Here is a 16,705-nt window from a genome sequence, read left to right on the forward strand (position 1 = left end):
AGCGCCCGGACGACCGAGGCCGCCCCGACCCACGCCTTATTCCGGATTCGCCAGCAGTGCGCGCAGTGCCGTTTCCGCGGCCAGCACCCGGTCCAGCGCCTCCTCGGCCCTGGCCCTGGTCAACCCCAGGCCGTCGAGCAGCCGCTGTGGAATCTCCTCCTGCGGCGTGCCGCCGATGCCGCGGTTGCGCAGCAGGTTGACCGCCAGGTAGACCAGGTTGGCATAGACCGCATGGCGACCGCGATAGTCGGGATCGTGCTGGTAGCTCAGCGCGACCGACAGCTCCTCGGGCATCCGCCAGTGCTCCATCAGCCAGGCGCCGATCTGCTCGCGGGTGATGCCGAGCAGATGGTGTTCGATCAGGGTGTGCGGCACGTGCGGGTTGATCTGCAGGTGCTGGCTCAGCAGCCTGAAGTAGGAGGGGAAAATGTGCGCGAGGGTCAGGTAGCCGAAGTTGTGCAGCAGTCCGGCCAGGTAGGCCAGGCCCGGCTCCGGCCGTTTGCCGCGCGGCATCGCCCGGCACAGGCCGTCCATCAGGGTGGCGGTGTAGAGGGCCTCCTCCCAGTAGGGGGTCAGGTCCTCATGGGGTGCGGTACGTTCGTCGGGCTTGCCCTCGGACAGGCCGAGCGACAGGTTGAGCACCACATCGGAGCCGAGCACCCGGACGATGGCGTCCTCCACCGAGAGCACGCGCTCCGGTGAAGGATGGTGGGCGGTGCCGGCCAGTCCGGCCCAACTGACCACCTGGGCGGCGAGAGCCGGATCGGTCTCGATCAGGTAGGTGACGTCGTCGTCGCTGCAGGCCCGCGGATTGCCGTGCAACTGGCGGATGCGACGCACGGTGTTCTGGCGCGGCGGAATCTCCACCCGGCGCTCCAGGCGCTGACGGATGCGCCGGGCAGTGAAGCCCTGCACGGCTTCCATCGGATCCTCGGCATGCATCTGCAGGTTGTGGCGCAGCAGGATCAGCGGCACGCCGAAGCGGGCACGGCTGGCATCGACGAGCAGGCCGCAGTAGACCTCGCTGTCGATCTCCAGGAGCACATGGGGCTGGCCGGAGTCGAGCAGCATGCTCGGCCCCTGCAGCAGTCGCTCGTCGTACAGGCAGGGGCTGTCGATCAGAGCTGGCAGGCCGGGGAGCGCGCTCAGCCGCTCGCGCTCGAACAGCTGCCGCAGGCGACCCTCGGCCGGGACGAGGCTGCGGCCGATGGCCGTCTTCAGGCGGTGGAGGTCGAGCAACTGGTCGCGGGGAAACAGCACCAGCAGGCTGCCGATCTCGTCCTCGAGCAGCACGGCCTGTACCCGTGGCTGGGAGGAGCCCGGTCGCTCATGGACGATGCGCACGGGAACGTCGAGCCTGCCCAGCAGATCCCGGAGAATCTGTGGCAACTGGGGTTGCAGCAACTCGGCGGCGTTCGGCATGGTCTCGGGCATTAGGCGTCTGCCGGATGGGGCGAAGTCGGAGCAGTATAACCAGTCGGCCGGGCGTCGCACTGACTTGCGCCAATATGCTCAGACTTGTCCGTATTGCTGGCCATGACGGAGCCAGCGTTCCAATAGCGGGCTGACATGTTGCGGCCAGCGAGCCAGAAGGGTCTGGGCCGCCTCGCGCACCGCCGGCAGCAGATCGGCATCGCGCATCAGGTCGGCGACCTTGAACTGCAGCAGGCCGGTCTGGCGGGTGCCGAGCATCTCGCCGGGACCGCGCAGCTCCAGATCCTTCTCGGCGATGACGAAGCCGTCCGAGGTCTCGCGCATGATCGCCAGGCGCTCGCGGCCGAGTTGCGACAGCGGCGCGTGATAGAGCAGCACGCAGTGGCTGGCCGCGCTGCCGCGGCCGACCCGGCCGCGCAGCTGGTGCAACTGGGCGAGCCCCAGGCGTTCGGGGTTCTCGATGATCATCAGGCTGGCGTTGGGCACGTCCACGCCCACCTCGATCACCGTGGTGGCGACCAGCAGCTGCAGCCGGGCAGCCTTGAACTCTTCCATCACCGCGGCCTTTTCCGCCGGCTTCATGCGCCCGTGGATCAGGCCGACGGCCAGCTCGCCGAGGGCCGCGGAGAGTTCCTCGAAGGTGGTTTCCGCGGCCTGGCAGGTCAGCTCCTCGGATTCCTCGATCAGCGTGCACACCCAATAGGCCTGGCGGCCCTCCAGGCAGGCGGCGCGGACCCGCTCGATCACTTCCAGGCGCCGGCTGTCGGCGATCACCAGGGTGTTCACCGGGGTGCGCCCGGGCGGCAGTTCGTCGAGGATCGAGGTGTCCAGGTCGGCGTAGGCGCTCATCGCCAGGGTGCGCGGGATGGGCGTGGCGGTCATGATCAGCTGGTGCGGGCAGAGGCGGCCGTCGACGCCTTTCTGGCGCAGGGCCAGGCGCTGCTGCACGCCGAAGCGGTGCTGTTCGTCGATGATCGCCAGGGCCAGGTTGCGAAAGCGCACCTCGTCCTGGAACAGCGCATGGGTGCCGACCACCATCGGGCAGCCGCCGGCGATCTTCTCCAGCGCCGCGGCGCGCGCCTTGCCCTTGAGCTTGCCGGCCAGCCAGGCGATGTCGATGCCCAAGGGCTCCAGCCAGCGGCTGAAATTGAGGTAATGCTGCTCGGCGAGGATCTCGGTGGGCGCCATCAGTGCCACCTGATAGCCGGCCTCGATGGCCTGCAGTGCGGCCAGCGCGGCGACCACCGTCTTGCCGGCGCCGACGTCGCCCTGCACCAGGCGCAGCATGGGCTCGCACTGACTCAGGTCGTGGGCGATCTCGAGGCCGACCCGACGCTGGGCGCCGGTGGGGGCGAAGCCGAGGTTGGCGAGGAACAGCCCCGGCAGCCTGCTGGCCGGCGGCAGGGCCGGGGCCTGCTGGCTGCGCAGGTTCTCGCGCAGACGCTGCAGGGACAACTGGTGGGTCAGGAGCTCCTCGAAGGCCAGACGGTGCTGGGCCCAGTGCCGGCCTTCGGCCAGCTCCTCGAGATCGGCGTCCGGCGGCGGCCGGTGCAGATAGCGGATCGCCTCGTCCAGCGCACCGAGCCGGTGGGCGCGGGCCAACTCCGCCGGCAGCCAGTCCGGCAGGCTGTGCGGGCCGAGGCGGGCCAGGGCCTGCCCGGTCAGGGCGCGCAGGCGCTGCTGGGTGAGGCCTTCGGTGGTCGGGTAGATGGGCGTCAGGGTCTGCTCCACAGGTGCCGGCTCGTCGCCATCCTGCGCGCGGTATTCCGGATGATAGATCTCCAGGCCCGAGGCGCCGGGGCGCACCTCGCCGTAGCAGCGCAGCAGGGTGCCGCGCTTGAGCGCATCCTTCTGCGCCGTGCTGAAGTGGTAGAAGCGCAGGCTGAGGGTGCCGCTGCCGTCCTGCAGGCGCACCAGCAGGCTGCGGCGCCGGCCCATGACGACGTCGGCGGCGGCCACCGTGCCCTCGACCACCGCATCCTGGCCCGGGCGCAGGGCGCCGATCGGGGTGATGCGGGTGCGGTCCTGGTAGCGCAGCGGCAGGTGGAACAGCAGATCCTGCAGGGTCTCCAGGCCGACCCGGGCGAGCCTCTCGGCCAGCGCCGTGCCGACGCCCTTGAGCGCGGTGACCGGAACCGCCGCCAGTCCGGTCATACGCTCTGCTGGGCGGGGCCGGCCGGCGAATGGGTCACCGAGCACAGGCGGATGGAGTCGGCCAGCACCTCGATCGCCTTGGGCCGCGGGAAGCTGGCGCGCCAGGCGATGGCCACGGTGCGGAACGGCACCGGTGAGGCCAGCGGACGGACCTCGAGCACGCCGGGAGCATAGTGATGGCTGTTCACCGCGGTGAACGGCAGCACCGAGATGCCGAGCCCGGAAGCGACCATGTGGCGGATGGTTTCCAGCGAGCTGGATTCCACCGTGGTGTGGCGGTGCGCCTCGTCGCTCTTGCGCAGCGACGGGCAGGCTTCCAGCACCTGGTCGCGGAAGCAGTGGCCCTCGCCGAGCAGCAGCAGGCTCTTGTCGTTGAGCATCTCGCTGTCGATGGTGCGCAGCGCGGTCCACGGATGGTCGGCCGGCAGCAGGGCGTAGAAGGGCTCGTCGTAGAGCGGCTTGGTCAGCACATCGGCCTCGTTGAACGGCAGGGCGACGATGATCGCGTCGAGCTCGCCGGTGCGCAGCTTGTCGCGCAGCACGTGGGTGAAGTTCTCCTCGATGTACAGCGGCATCTGCGGCGCCGCCTTGTGCAGCTGCGGGATCAGGTGCGGGAACAGGTAGGGGCCGATGGTGTAGATGGCGCCGACCTTGAGCGGCGCGGCCAGCTGGTTCTTGCCGGCCTGGGCCAGTTCGCGGATGCTTTGCGCCTGCTCCAGCACCTTCTGCGCCTGGGTGACGATGCCCTCGCCGACCGGGGTCAGGCGTACGGCGGTCTTGCTGCGCTCGAAGATCAGCACGCCGAGTTCGTCCTCGAGCTTCTTCACGCCCACCGAGAGGGTCGGCTGGCTGACGTGGCAGCGCTCGGCGGCGCGTCCGAAATGCTGTTCCTGGGCGAGGGTGACGATGTAGCGCAGTTCGGTGAGGGTCATAGCGAATATCCATTAGCTCGCCATCAAGAATAGCCTTTGCGTGGCCGAGAACCAACCATGCCTGCGGACGCCACAAGAGGAGATCTGCATGGGAACCACAGCGCCCGTTCTGCTGATCGCCGGTTGCGGCGACGTCGGCAGCCGCCTCGGCGAGCGGCTGGCCGCCGCCGGCTGGCGCGTGCACGGCCTGCGTCGGCAGGTGGCGGCCCTGCCGCCGTCGATCCTGCCGCTGCATGGCGATCTCGAAAGCGCGCAGTGCCCTGCGCACTGGCCGCCGGGACGGATCGACTACCTGGTCTACAGCGCGGCGGCCAGCCGTCACGACGAGGCCGGCTACCGCGCCGCCTATGTCGACGGCCTGCGTCATGTGCTGGATTGGCTGGCCCAGCACGGCCAGCGGCCGCGGCGGCTGCTGTTCGTCTCCAGTACCGGGGTCTACGGCCAGCAGGACGGCGAGTGGGTCGACGAAAGCTCGCCGACCGAGCCTTCCGGCTTCTCCGGGCAGGTGCTGCTGGAGGCCGAGCGCCTGGCCCTGGGCTGCGGCCTGCCGGCTTGCGTGGTGCGTCTGGCCGGCATCTACGGACCCGGCCGCGAGTGGCTGCTCGGCCAGGTTCGCCGCGGCACCCGAGTCGATCCGACCCCGCCGCTCTATGGCAACCGCATCCACCGCGACGACGCCGCCGGGCTTCTCGCCTTCCTGCTCGAGGCCGATGCCCGCGGCGTTCCGCTGGCCGACTGCTATCTGGGCGTGGACGATGCGCCGGCGCCGCTGCACGAGGTAGTGGCCTGGCTGCGCGGGCGGCTGGGCGTGGTCGGCGAGAGTGCGGAGAGCATAGGCCGGCGCGGCGGCAGCAAGCGCTGCAGCAACGCCCGCGCCCGCGCCCTCGGCTGGGCGCCGCGCTATCCCGACTACCGCGAGGGCTATGCGGCGCTGCTGGGCGAGGCCTGAGTCAGCGCCACTCGCAGAAGCAGCCTTCGGCCAGGGTGCCGCCGGCCCGTACCGGGCGGCCCTCGAGCAGGGCATCGAGGATCGGCTCGACGAAGCTGTTGGCCGAGGTGCAGGTTGCCCCTTCGCTGTAGGGGCCGAAGTAGGCCAGGCGGCCCTGGCGGTCCCAGATCGCCAGCGCCGGGCTGGCCGGCAGCCCCTCGCTGCCGGGGAGTGCCGCCAGCGGCTGCAGCGCGGCCAGTGCCGGCGGCAGGCCGCCGCGGCTGCCCGGTCGCTGCACGGCATGGAAGGTCACGCCCTTGGGGCCGTAGCGCTCGACCAGTTCGGCCAGATGCTGCTGGTTGCCGACGTTGCAGGGGCAGGCCGGGTCGTGGAAATGCACCAGGCGGATCGGCCCGGGACCTGCCAGGCCGGACGGCAGGCGCAGGTCGGCGGCATCGAACAGCACGGTCCTCTGGTAGCGTCCGCGGTACCAGTCGTAGGCGGCAGCGAGGACGGCGAGGCCGAGAATGCCGAGCAGTATGGCGAGCAGGGTCTTGCGCTTCGGGGAGGGCATGGCGTAAAGACGGGAAAAGGGTGCCCAAGCTTGCCATGCCGTGCCCGCCGGATGAAGGGTGCCGGCACGGCGAGCCGTCGGGCGTGGTTTCCTTCGCGGACGAGCCGTGCCATGTCAGAGTCCTTCCAGCCCGATCTCCTGCGGCCCCTGCTGCAGCCCCTGGCCGCAGCCGGCGACGAGTCGCCGCAGATCCGGGCCTACCGCCGCTATTACGGGCTCGACCTGGGCGAGCGGCGGCCGGGTGTACGGGGCCGTCTCGGCTGTTTCAATGTCGGCCCCTACCGGGTCGTCGCCCAGGTCTGGTGGCCGGAGCGGCCGCGCGCGACGCTGCTGCTGCTGCACGGCTACTACGATCATATGGGGCTCTACCGGCACGTGCTCGACTGGGCGCTGGGCATGGGCTTCGCCGTGCTGTCCTGCGACCTGCCGGGGCACGGGCTGTCCAGCGGCGCGCCGGCCAGCATCGACGACTTCGCCGAATACCAGGCGGTGTTCCAGGGCCTGTTGGCCGAAGCCGCCGCGCTCGATCTGCCCAAGCCCTGGCACCTGTTCGGACAGAGCACCGGCGGCGCCATCCTGCTCGACTACCTGCTGACCGGCGCGCCGCGCCCGGAGCTGGGCGAGACCATCCTCTTCGCCCCCCTGGTGCGGCCGCGCAGCTGGGCCCTGTCGAAGCTCAGCTACCAGGCGCTCCGGCCGTTCGTCGCGTCGATTCCGCGGCGCTTCACCGACAACTCCGGCGATCCGGCCTTCCTCGAGTTCATCCAGCGCGATCCGTTGCAGGCGCGCATCCTGCCGACCGCCTGGGTTGGCGCACTGGCGCGCTGGATTCCGCGGATCGAGGGGGCCGAGCGTAGCGAGCGCAGTCCGCTGATCATCCAGGGCGATGCCGACCTGACCGTCGACTGGCGGCACAACCTGAACGTTCTGCAGGGCAAGTTCCGCGATCCGCAGCTCCTGATGCTGCCGAGTGCGCGCCATCATCTGGCCAACGAGCGCGAGGCGCTGCGCGAGCGCTACTTCGACTTCCTGCGCGAGCGGTTGGGTTGACTCACTGCTGGCCGACCGCCAGGCCGGCGCGCAGGGCAGCCAGGGCGGCCTGGTAGTAGGCCTGGCCGGCGGGGGACTGGGCGAAGTCGACGAACTCCTCCAGCTCCGGGTCGGACAGGTCCCGGTAGACATACATCAGGGTGTTGTCGAGATCCTGCTCGATCTCCGTGCGGATGCGCTGGCGCTGGTTGTCGAGCATGCCGAGGGTCTGGCCGCCGCCGAACAGGCCGAAGCCGGGCACCATCTGGCTGAGGCTGTCGGCGGCCACGCCGGCCAGCGCCAGGCTGAGTTCGGCACCAGCCTCGCCGGCCGGGATGGCCTGCGCCAGATGGCGAATCAGCAGGCGCCGGGTGGCGTCGGCCTGCATGCGCGGCAGGCCGTTGGCATGCCTGGCCAACTGGTCGCTGCGGGTGGCGGCCAGTTCGGCGGCGACGATCTTGCGGCCCAGCGGACTCTCGAAGAAGGTCAGCGCCGGCCCCGGCTGGGGCAGGTGGGCGCGCAGCGCCGCCAGGGCGCGACGGTCCATGGCCTGGGGGGAGAAGCGCCGGTTGCTGTTGTCGACCAGGGTCTGGTAGATCGCCGGCGGCAGGTTGGCCCGGTAGCGTTGCTGGGCGGCGGCGAGGGCGGCGTGGAAGTGCTCGCGCTGCTCTGGCCAGCCTCCGCTCCGGTAGAGCTGCAGGTAGTCGTCGGCAAAGCCGGGCAGGCTGAGCAGGGCGAGGACGAGGAAGGCGAGGGCGCGCATGGGGTCTCCGGTCGTTCGAGGCGCTATTGTCGACGGCCCCGCGCGCAAAAGTCGAGGGCCGCACCGGCATGGAGACGGGGGCCGGGAGCCTCCAGAGACTTCGTCATGGCGAACCAATGCCGTTTGGCGCTGCCTGAGCTTGGCAGGTGCGTAGGCTGCCGCTCTGCCGGCGCATCCGCTACGCGCGGTGGGCTCCATCTCGCCTGCCCCGGGCTGGTCCAGGCGCCCGTCGCCCGGGGTCTTGTGCGAAGGCTTCGCCAGAGGCTGCAAACCGCCCGATGACAACAACACGGGACAACCCGAAAGGATCGTTGAATGGAAGCATCGACAGCGAGCACCGGTAAGCTGCTCATGGATATGGTCGGAGGGCACGATTACGGCTATGGCCTGGCTCTGCAATCCGATGGCAGGATTCTGATAGGCGGTCAGGGCTCATCGAACTTCGGCGTGCTCCGGTTGAGCTCCGACGGTATCCTCGACACCGGCTTCAGCGGCGATGGCAAGGCCACCTTCGATATCGCCGGCGACTACGATTACGGCCGAAGCCTGGCCGTGCAGCCCGACGGCAGAATCCTGCTGGCGGGATACAGCTTCAACCCCGGCACTGGCAATCACGATTTCAGCGCGATCCGGCTGAACGCCAACGGCTCCCGCGATACCAGCTTCAGCGGCGACGGCAGGTTTATCTTCGACAGCGGCGACGATTACGGCTATGACCTGGCCGTGCAGGCCGATGGCAGGATCCTGCTGGGCGGCAGCATCGATGGCGACTTCGGCGCGATCCGGCTGAATGCCGACGGCAGCCTCGATACTGGCCTCGGCAGCGCCGGCATGGTTGCCTTCGATATTGCGGGCGACTCCGATTATGTTCATAGCCTGGCCGTGCAGCCGGACGGCAAGATCCTGCTGGGGGGATTCAGCTTCAACCCCGGCAACGGGACTTACGATTTCAGCGTGGTCCGGCTGAACGCCGACGGTACTCTCGACACCGGCTTCGGCAGCGGTGGCACGGCCATCTTCGATGGGGGCGGCAATGGCGACGATCATGCTTATGGCCTGAGCGTGCAGGCCGACGGCAAGATCCTGCTGGGCGGCAGCATCAATGACGACTTCGGCGTGATCCGCCTGAACGCCGACGGCAGCCTCGATACCGGCTTCGGCAGCGGCGGCAAGGCCGTCCTCGATATCGCTGGAAGCGACGACCAAGGCTACAGCCTGAGCGTGCAGCCCGACGGCAGGATCCTGCTGGCGGGATCCAGCTTCAACCCCGCCAACGGGACTTACGATTTCAGCGCGCTCCGGTTGAACGCCGATGGCAGCCTCGACACCGGCTTCGGCAGCGACGGCAAGGTCGTCTTCGATATCGCAGGTAGCTATGACGAGGGCCAAAGTCTGGCCGTGCAGCCCGATGGCAGGATCCTGATCTCGGGCTCCAGCTACAACCTCGATACCCGCAGGTACGACATCGGTGCGATCCGGCTGAACGCCGACGGCTCGCTCGACACGACTTTCGGGGTGCCGGACGAGGAGGCCGTGACTCTCGAGGGCAGCGACGGCGACGACCTGCTGATCGGCAGCGACGGGCGCGACTCGATCCTCGGCAAGGACGGCAACGATGTCCTCGACGGCGGCGCCGGGCGCGACAGCCTGAGCGGCGGCACGGGCGCCGACCTGTTCCGCGTCTCGAGCCGCGATCATAGCTACCGCACCGCCAGCGAGGGCTCAACCGACCGCATCCTCGACTTCGATCCCGGCGAGGACCGCATCGACCTCTCGGCGCTCGGCTTCACCGGGCTGGGCGACGGCCACGACGGCACCCTGGCGGTGCAGGTGAACGACGCCGGCACGCGCACCTACCTCAAGAGCTTCGAGGCGGATGCCGAGGGGCGGCGCTTCGAGATTTCGCTGAAGGGCAATCTTGCCGGCCAGCTCGACAGCGGCAACCTGATCTTCGCGCCGCTCGTCCTCGAAGGCACTGCGGCCGACGACAGACTGACCGGTAGCCCGCTGGCGGAAATTCTCACCGGCGGGGACGGCGACGACCGCCTGCATGGCGCCGGCGGCGACGACCTGCTCGACGGCGGCGCCGGGCGCGACCGGCTGATCGGCGGCAGCGGCGCCGACCTGTTCCGCGTCTCGGCCCGCGAGGACAGTTACCGCACCGACAGCGAGAGCTTCGCCGACCGGATCCTCGACTTCGATCCCGGCGAGGACCAGCTCGACCTCTCGGCGCTGGGCTTCGTCGGGCTGGGCGACGGCCGCGACGGCACCCTGGCCGTGCGGGTGAACGAGGCCGGCACGCGGACCTATCTGAAAAGTTTCGAGGCGGATGCCGAAGGGCGGCGCTTCGAGCTCGTCCTGGAAGGCGACCTCGCCGGCCGGCTCGACAGCGGCAATCTGCTCTTCGTCCCGGTGGCCCTCGCGGGCGGTGCGGCCGGCGACCGCCTGATCGGCCGCGCAGCGGCGGAAAGCCTCGCCGGCGGGGCCGGAGACGACTACCTGCATGGCGGTGCCGGCGGCGACAGCCTCGACGGCGGCCTCGGGCGCGACACCCTGGCCGGCGGCAGCGGTGCCGACCTGTTCCGCTTTTCGAGCCGCGAGGACAGCCACCGCACCGATGGCGCGGGCTCAAGCGACCTGATCCTCGACTTCGAGGCCGGCGAGGACCGCATCGACCTCTCGGCGCTCGGCTTCACCGGCCTGGGCGACGGCCACGGCGGCACCCTGGCGGTGCGGGTGAACGACGCCGGCACGCGCACCTACCTCAAGAGCTTCGAGGCGGATGCCGAGGGACGGCGTTTCGAACTCGTCCTGAAGGGCGACTACGGCGACCGGCTCTCCACCGACGACTTTCTCTTCGCCACAGCAGCCGACCCGACCGGCCAGCTCCTGATCGTCGGCATCCCGCAGATCGAGCCGGCGGGTTGAGAAAACCCGGGGCGCGGCTCGCTGGATGAGAGCCTCGCCCTGCCGGGAGAATCCGGTCCCGGGATAACGCCCGGCCGGCATCTCTGCTTGTACCGCCTTGCCGCCTGCGCACTCGCTGCCTGGCGCTTCATCCGGCAGGCGTTCTCAGTCCATGAGCGCATCGTTTCGATGCCATCCTTGCTCGTCCATGCATTCCGCTCGACGTTTGGGAGGGCGCGACAAGGGCCTGTTCGGCACGGCAGCGTGGCTCGCGCCGAAACGCCAACGGATCCCTGCTTCAGGACATGTCGACGGTCTACTCCAAAATGTCGCCAGAATCTAGTGTGGTGAATCACAACTACTCAGGATAAGACTTGTCTACCGCGGAGCTGGCAGAGTTTTTTCGGAGGGCATGCGATGAAAACAGGCCGCCCAGCCGTTCGGATCGAACTGACCGAACACGAGCATGCCGAACTCACCCGCCGCCGAGCCAGGCACAAGGGGCCTGCCGATATGCAGCTGCGCGCCGAGATCATTCTGTCCTGCGCTCGAGGCGAGTCCGGCTCTTCCATTGCTCGACGGCTCGGCATTACGGCGCAAACCGTTTCGAGGTGGCGCCTTCGCTTCGCCCGTTTGGGCCTGCAAGGCCTCAATGACGAGCCGCGCTCAGGCCGCCCACGCAGCATCAGTGATGAAAAGGTCCAGGAAGTGGTCGACCGGGTGCGGCAGACCCGGCCCGACGATGCCAGCCATTGGAGCTCGCGCCGGATGAGCAAGGCCACCCATATTTCACCGGCGAGCGTACAGCGTATCTGGCGAGCCTTCGGGCTCAAGCCTCACCTGGAGCACACCTTCAAGCTGTCCACCGATCCTGCCTTTGTCGACAAGGTGCAGGATATCGTAGGGCTCTACCTGAATCCGCCGGATAAAGCGCTGGTACTGTGCGTCGATGAGAAAAGCCAGATCCAGGCGCTCAATCGAACACAGCCGGGGCTGCCGCTGGAGCCTGGGTATCCGGCGACCCGTACCCATGATTATCAGCGCCATGGCACGACGTCCTTGTTTGCCGCCCTGGATGTGGCCACCGGCGAGGTGATCGGACGTCTCAAGCGCCGTCACCGCAGCGCAGAATTCCTGGAGTTTCTCAGGGCCATCGAGGAAACGGTCGAGAGCGACAAGGCCATACACCTGATCATGGATAACTATGCCGTGCACAAGACCGACAAGGTGCGTGCCTGGCTTGTCGCACACCCGCGTTATCACGTGCATTTCACCCCGACGTCTGCGTCATGGCTGAATCTGGTGGAGCGCTTTTTCTCGATGCTCACCCAGAAGTGGATAAAGCGCCAGGCCCATACCAGCGTGAAGGATCTCGAGCAGTCCATCGAGTATTACCTGGCGACCTACAACCAGAATCCAAGGCCCTTCCGCTGGCGTAAGGGAGCAGGTGAAATCCTGGCCTCTGTCGGCAGGGCTGCTCGAGCCTTGCAAAGAAATAATGAAGCGAACTTGTGATTCACCACACTAGAATACCCGCCATGCATACCTCTCCCGATCATCCCCTGCTGCTGCGCATCGTCGACGACCTGGCCGGTCCCGGCTGGTCGCAGCAGAGCATCTTCCTGCCTCCGGCGCTGACCGCCGAACTGGCGGCGGAGTGCCGCGCGCGGGCCGCCGCCGGCGAACTGACCCCCGCCGCCATCGGCCGCGGCAGCCAGCAGCTGGTGCAGGAGGGTGTGCGCGGCGACTACACCGCCTGGCTGGAGCCCGGCCAGTGCGCGCCGGGCGATGCCTGGCTGGTGCTGATGGAGTCCCTGCGCCAGAGCCTCAACCGCGAGCTGTTCCTCGGTCTGGAGGAGCTCGAATGCCATTTCGCCCTCTATCCGCCGGGCGCCTTCTACCAGCGTCACCTCGACCGCTTCCGCGACGACGACAGCCGCACGGTGACCGTGGTGCTCTACCTCAACGCGGCCTGGCAGCCCGGCGAGGGGGGCGAACTGCGCCTGTACCTGCCCAATGGCCGGACGCACGACGTGATGCCACAGGGCGGCACCCTGGCCTGTTTCATGTCGGCGGATTTCCCCCACGAAGTGCTGCCGGCGTCCCGCGAACGGCTGTCGCTGACCGGCTGGTTCCGCCGGCGCGCCGACAACCCCCTGTAGGCGCGGTCCGTGCCGGCCCGGCAGAGTGCCGAGATGCAGAGGATCCTGGTCAGCCGCTGCCTGCTCGGCGAGCGGGTCCGCTACGACGGCGGCGCCCACGGCCCCTTCGCCCCGCTCGAGGAGTGGCGGCGCCAGGGCCGCCTGGTGGCGGTCTGTCCGGAGGTCGCCGGCGGCCTGCCGACCCCCCGCCCGCCGGCGGAGATCCCCGGCGGGCAGGGCGCCCGGGTGCTGGATGGCGAGTGCGGCGTGCTGACCGTCGAGGGTGCGGATGTCGGTACAGCCTTTCTCGCCGGCGCCCATGCCGCCCTGCAGCTGGTTCAGGAGCACGGCATCCGCCTCGCCGTGCTCAAGGCGCGCAGCCCCTCCTGCGGCAATCGCGAGAACTACGACGGCAGCTTCGCCGGCCGGCGGGTGCCCGGCGAGGGCGTCACCGCCGCGCTGCTGCGCCGCCATGGCGTGCAGGTGTTCAGCGAGGAGGAGCTGGCGGAGGCCGCCGCCGCCCTGGCAGCGCTGGAGGCGGACGGCGACGCGTCCTGACCATTGGTTGCCACCAATGGCTACCCGGCAGCGGATAGACCTGATCAATTGTGCGGTCAATAATCCTCCCGGACGTACGTTTTCGTACGGATGACACTCATCCTCGCCGTGGAGAATCCGAGGTGTCGCAGTCGCCGCGTTTTTCGCTCCGTACCTGGCCCGCTGCGCTGCAGTGGCTGGCCCTGCTGACCGCTGCCGGGACCGGCGGCTGGCTGCTCGGCCACCTGGGCCTGCCGGCTGCCTGGTTTCTCGGCCCCATGCTGGTGGCCGTGGCCTTCGGCGTCGGCGGCGCGACCATCCACATGCCCAGGCCGGCCTTCAAGCTGGGGCAGGGCTGCGTCGGCATCCTGGTCGCCCAGTCCATGACCCTGTCGGTGCTGCTGGCCCTGGCGCAGTCCTGGCACGTGATGCTGGTGGCGACGGCACTGACCCTGGCCCTCAGCCTGCTGGTGAGCCTGGGGCTGGTCTGGTTCGGCGGCATTTCCGGCAGCACCGCGGCCTGGGGGATGGCGCCGGGAGCGGCGTCGGCGATGGTCGCGATGGCCGAGGAGGACGGCGCCGACGGCCGCGTGGTGGCGACCATGCAGTACGTGCGGGTGGGCGGCGTGCTGCGTCTGGGGCTGCCGGAGTGGCTGCCGCCCTTGGCCTACGGGGCGATCGGATGCTATATCGGACTGCGTTTCGATCTCGCGACGCTGAGCCATGTCTGGCGCCGCCTGCCGGCGATGATCGTCGGCGCGGTGGTGCTGATCGTGCTCTGCGCGCTGTCGGCCTGGCTGATCGCGCTGCTGCTTGGCAAGGACTTCCTCTCGGTCTACCTGGCGACCACCCCCGGCGGGCTGGATGCCATGGCGATCATCGCCGTGGACACCCGCTCGGATGCCGGCCTGGTGCTGGCCATGCAGACCCTGCGCCTGTTCGGGGTGATTCTCACGGGAGCCTTCTTCGCACGGCAGATCATGCGCCTGGCGCAGCGCTAGCGGCCTGCCGGCCGCCGGTCCCCCTTTTCACGCTGCCGGAGTTCTTCTGTCGTGGCCGTCCTGCAAGCAATCCTGCCCATTTTCGCCCTGATCGTGCTGGGCTACGTCCTCGGCCGCCGCCAGTGGCTGGGCAACCAGACCGCCCGGGAACTGGGCAACCTGACCTTCAAGCTGTTCATGCCGATGCTGCTGTTCAGCGGCATCGCCAAAGCCTCGCTGGACGAAGGCTTTTCCCCCGGCCTGCTGGTGGCCTACTTCGTGCCGGCCCTGGGCATCTTCGCCGCGGTGAACCTGATCGGCCACCGGCTGCGTGGACGGCCCACGCCGTTCGGCCTGACCGCCGGCTTCTCCAACAACGTGCTGGTGGGCATCCCGCTGGTCGCCAGCCTGTTCGGCAGCCCAGGACTGGTCTACGTGTTCACCGTGCTGGCCTTCCACAGCCTGCTGCTGTTCTCCTTCCAGAGCCTGTACGGCGCGCTGGCCGCCAGGGAGGCCGTGAATGTCCGCTCCCTGCTGCTGAACCTGGCCAACCCGATGATCGTCGGACTGCTGCTAGGCGTGCTGCTGAACCTTTCCGGCCTGCAGCTGCCCGCGCCCCTCGAGCGCCTGACCCAGTGGCTGGGCCAGGCGGCGCTGCCCTGTGCGCTGATCGTGCTCGGGGTCAATCTCTCCGGCTACCGTCTGCTCCCCAGCCGCGAGGCGCTCGGCATCGTCTTCGCCAAGCTGCTGGTGTTCCCGCTGGCGGTGCTCGCCCTGTGCGCCGGGCTCGGGCTGGGACCGCTGGCCAGCTCGGTGCTGACCGCCATGGCCGCCTGTCCCAGCGGGGTGAACGTGTTCGGCTTCGTCCGCCATCCGGAGGACAGCGGGGTGGTCAGCTCGGCGATCACCCTGTCGACCCTGCTGGCGGCGCTGACCCTGCCGCTGTGGGTGTTCCTCAGCGCGCAGCTGTAGGGCCCGAAAAAGACGAGGCCCGTACCGGGGTACGAGCCTCGTCGTCAGGCGGCCTGCGGCTGCGGACCGATCAGAACAGCACGCGGCTGCGGATGGTGCCGTTGACCTGCTGGAGCTTCTCCAGAGCCATTTCCGAGTACTCGGCGTCGACGTCGATCACCACGTAGCCGACCTTCTCGTTGGTCTGCAGGAACTGGCCGGAGATGTTGATGCCGTTCTCGGCGAAGACCTTGTTGATCTCGCTCATCACGCCCGGGACGTTCTTGTGGATGTGCAGCAGGCGGTGCTTGCCCGGGTGCGAGGGCAGGGCCACTTCAGGGAAGTTGACCGAGGACACCGAGGTGCCGTTGTCGCTGTACTTGACCAGCTTCTCGGCCACTTCCGAACCGATGTTGGCCTGGGCCTCCATGGTCGAGCCGCCGACGTGCGGGGTGAGGATGACGTTGTCGAGGCCGCGCAGCGGGCTGACGAATTCGTCGTTGTTCGAGCGCGGCTCCACCGGGAACACGTCGATGGCCGCGCCGTTGAGGTGCTTGTCCTGGATGGCCGCGGCCAGGGCGTCGATGTCCACCACGGTGCCGCGGGCGGCGTTGAGCAGGATGGCGCCCTTCTTCATGGCGCGGATTTCCTTCTCGCCGATCATCCACTTGGTCGCGGCGGTTTCCGGCACGTGCAGGGTGACGATGTCGGACTGGCCGAGCAAGTCGTAGAGGTTGCCCACCTGGCTGGCGTTGCCCAGCGGCAGCTTGGTCACCACGTCGTAGAACAGCACCTGCATGCCCAGGCTCTCGGCCAGCACGGAGAGCTGGGTGCCGATCGAGCCGTAGCCGATGATGCCGAGCTTCTTGCCGCGGATCTCGTAGGAGTTGCTGGCGCTCTTCAGCCAGCCGCCGCGGTGGCAGACCGCATTCTTCTCGGGAATGCCGCGCAGCAGCAGGATCGCCTCGGCGAGCACCAGCTCGGCCACCGAGCGGGTGTTCGAGAAGGGCGCGTTGAACACCGCGATGCCGCGCTCGCGGGCGGCCTCCAGGTCGACCTGGTTGGTGCCGATGCAGAAGCAGCCGACCGCGACCAGCTTCTTCGCGCAGTCGAAGACCTCCTCGGTCAGCTGGGTGCGCGAGCGGATGCCGATGAAGTGGGCATCGGCGATCTTCTCCTTCAGCTGGTCCTCGGGCAGCGAGCCGGTCAGGTACTCGATGTTGGTGTAGCCGGCAGCCTTGAGCGTATCCAATGCAGTCTGGTGAACGCCTTCCAGCAGAAGGAAGCGGATCTTGCCCTTGTCGAGAGAGGTCTTGCTCATCTACGTAAACCTGTTTTCCTGGAGGTATGTGGCGATGTAGGCGGCAGCGAAGGT

General features: G+C 68.7%; 14 protein-coding genes. 8 read left to right on the forward strand and 6 right to left on the reverse strand.

The genetic code is table 11. From position 1 onward, the window contains the following. Window positions 1-36: 36 nt before the first annotated feature. From GCU53_RS14380 to GCU53_RS14390, 3 genes are all read right to left on the reverse strand, one after another. Window positions 37-1,434, reverse strand: coding sequence for an HDOD domain-containing protein (locus tag GCU53_RS14380; RefSeq protein WP_152388221.1), 1,398 nt, complete (start codon window positions 1,432-1,434; stop codon window positions 37-39). 78 nt (window positions 1,435-1,512) lie between these two features. After that, complete coding sequence (recG, locus tag GCU53_RS14385) at window positions 1,513-3,588, reverse strand: ATP-dependent DNA helicase RecG (protein WP_152388222.1); 2,076 nt, start codon at window positions 3,586-3,588, stop codon at window positions 1,513-1,515. Continuing rightward, entirely contained in the window at window positions 3,585-4,520 is a 936-nt protein-coding gene (locus GCU53_RS14390; RefSeq protein WP_152388223.1) for a hydrogen peroxide-inducible genes activator, read from the reverse strand. The genes recG and GCU53_RS14390 overlap by 4 nt, the downstream gene beginning before the upstream one ends. Window positions 4,521-4,608: 88 nt before the next feature. On the opposite strand from GCU53_RS14390, the gene GCU53_RS14395 reads away from it, so the two are divergent. Then, on the forward strand, window positions 4,609-5,469 hold the full coding sequence (locus tag GCU53_RS14395) for an SDR family oxidoreductase (protein WP_152388224.1): 861 nt from the start codon (window positions 4,609-4,611) through the stop codon (window positions 5,467-5,469). 1 nt (window position 5,470) lies between these two features. Here the strand turns inward: GCU53_RS14395 and GCU53_RS14400 are convergent, their stop codons facing one another. Continuing rightward, window positions 5,471-6,022: a DUF6436 domain-containing protein gene (locus GCU53_RS14400; RefSeq protein ID WP_152388225.1), complete on the reverse strand. Its 552-nt coding sequence runs from the start codon at window positions 6,020-6,022 to the stop codon at window positions 5,471-5,473. A gap of 111 nt (window positions 6,023-6,133) precedes the next feature. Between GCU53_RS14400 and bipL the strand changes: the two genes are divergently transcribed. Continuing rightward, window positions 6,134-7,072 (forward strand): phospholipase BipL, encoded by a 939-nt coding sequence (gene bipL, locus GCU53_RS14405; RefSeq protein WP_152388226.1) that lies wholly within the window; start codon window positions 6,134-6,136, stop codon window positions 7,070-7,072. Between the two features lies 1 nt (window position 7,073). Here bipL and GCU53_RS14410 read toward each other — a convergent pair whose 3' ends face one another. Further along, entirely contained in the window at window positions 7,074-7,814 is a 741-nt protein-coding gene (locus GCU53_RS14410; RefSeq protein ID WP_152388227.1) for a DUF2059 domain-containing protein, read from the reverse strand. Window positions 7,815-8,171: 357 nt separating this feature from the next. Here GCU53_RS14410 and GCU53_RS14415 point away from each other — a divergent pair, with 357 nt between their 5' ends. From GCU53_RS14415 to GCU53_RS14440, 6 genes are all read left to right on the forward strand, one after another. Next, window positions 8,172-10,742, forward strand: coding sequence for a M10 family metallopeptidase C-terminal domain-containing protein (locus GCU53_RS14415; RefSeq protein WP_152389909.1), 2,571 nt, complete (start codon window positions 8,172-8,174; stop codon window positions 10,740-10,742). A gap of 396 nt (window positions 10,743-11,138) precedes the next feature. Next, window positions 11,139-12,236, forward strand: coding sequence for an IS630 family transposase (locus tag GCU53_RS14420; RefSeq protein WP_152386219.1), 1,098 nt, complete (start codon window positions 11,139-11,141; stop codon window positions 12,234-12,236). 14 nt (window positions 12,237-12,250) lie between these two features. Next, on the forward strand, window positions 12,251-12,883 hold the full coding sequence (locus GCU53_RS14425) for a 2OG-Fe(II) oxygenase (protein WP_208845517.1): 633 nt from the start codon (window positions 12,251-12,253) through the stop codon (window positions 12,881-12,883). A 33-nt stretch (window positions 12,884-12,916) separates the two neighbouring features. Next, window positions 12,917-13,420: a 2-thiouracil desulfurase family protein gene (locus tag GCU53_RS14430; RefSeq protein ID WP_152388229.1), complete on the forward strand. Its 504-nt coding sequence runs from the start codon at window positions 12,917-12,919 to the stop codon at window positions 13,418-13,420. 122 nt (window positions 13,421-13,542) lie between these two features. Then, window positions 13,543-14,400, forward strand: a complete 858-nt coding sequence (locus GCU53_RS14435; RefSeq protein WP_152388230.1) for an AbrB family transcriptional regulator — start codon at window positions 13,543-13,545, stop codon at window positions 14,398-14,400. Window positions 14,401-14,451: 51 nt separating this feature from the next. Continuing rightward, entirely contained in the window at window positions 14,452-15,351 is a 900-nt protein-coding gene (locus tag GCU53_RS14440) for an AEC family transporter (protein WP_152388231.1), read from the forward strand. A 70-nt stretch (window positions 15,352-15,421) separates the two neighbouring features. Here GCU53_RS14440 and serA read toward each other — a convergent pair whose 3' ends face one another. Beyond that, window positions 15,422-16,651, reverse strand: coding sequence for a phosphoglycerate dehydrogenase (gene serA / locus GCU53_RS14445; protein WP_152388232.1), 1,230 nt, complete (start codon window positions 16,649-16,651; stop codon window positions 15,422-15,424). Window positions 16,652-16,705 lie beyond the last annotated feature (54 nt).

It is taken from the genome of Azotobacter salinestris (assembly GCF_009363155.1).
GTDB classification, from domain to species: Bacteria; Pseudomonadota; Gammaproteobacteria; order Pseudomonadales; family Pseudomonadaceae; genus Azotobacter; species Azotobacter salinestris.

Excerpts from the sequence above, each read along its gene's own strand:
- GCU53_RS14380 (WP_152388221.1), bottom strand. The coding sequence starts at position 1,434 with ATGCCCGAGACCATGCCGAACGCCGCCGAGTTGCTGCAACCCCAGTTG.
- recG (WP_152388222.1), bottom strand. The coding sequence starts at position 3,588 with ATGACCGGACTGGCGGCGGTTCCGGTCACCGCGCTCAAGGGCGTCGGC.
- GCU53_RS14390 (WP_152388223.1), bottom strand. The coding sequence starts at position 4,520 with ATGACCCTCACCGAACTGCGCTACATCGTCACCCTCGCCCAGGAACAG.
- GCU53_RS14395 (WP_152388224.1), top strand. The coding sequence starts at position 4,609 with ATGGGAACCACAGCGCCCGTTCTGCTGATCGCCGGTTGCGGCGACGTC.
- GCU53_RS14400 (WP_152388225.1), bottom strand. The coding sequence starts at position 6,022 with ATGCCCTCCCCGAAGCGCAAGACCCTGCTCGCCATACTGCTCGGCATT.
- bipL (WP_152388226.1), top strand. The coding sequence starts at position 6,134 with ATGTCAGAGTCCTTCCAGCCCGATCTCCTGCGGCCCCTGCTGCAGCCC.
- GCU53_RS14410 (WP_152388227.1), bottom strand. The coding sequence starts at position 7,814 with ATGCGCGCCCTCGCCTTCCTCGTCCTCGCCCTGCTCAGCCTGCCCGGC.
- GCU53_RS14415 (WP_152389909.1), top strand. The coding sequence starts at position 8,172 with ATGGTCGGAGGGCACGATTACGGCTATGGCCTGGCTCTGCAATCCGAT.
- GCU53_RS14420 (WP_152386219.1), top strand. The coding sequence starts at position 11,139 with ATGAAAACAGGCCGCCCAGCCGTTCGGATCGAACTGACCGAACACGAG.
- GCU53_RS14430 (WP_152388229.1), top strand. The coding sequence starts at position 12,917 with ATGCAGAGGATCCTGGTCAGCCGCTGCCTGCTCGGCGAGCGGGTCCGC.
- serA (WP_152388232.1), bottom strand. The coding sequence starts at position 16,651 with ATGAGCAAGACCTCTCTCGACAAGGGCAAGATCCGCTTCCTTCTGCTG.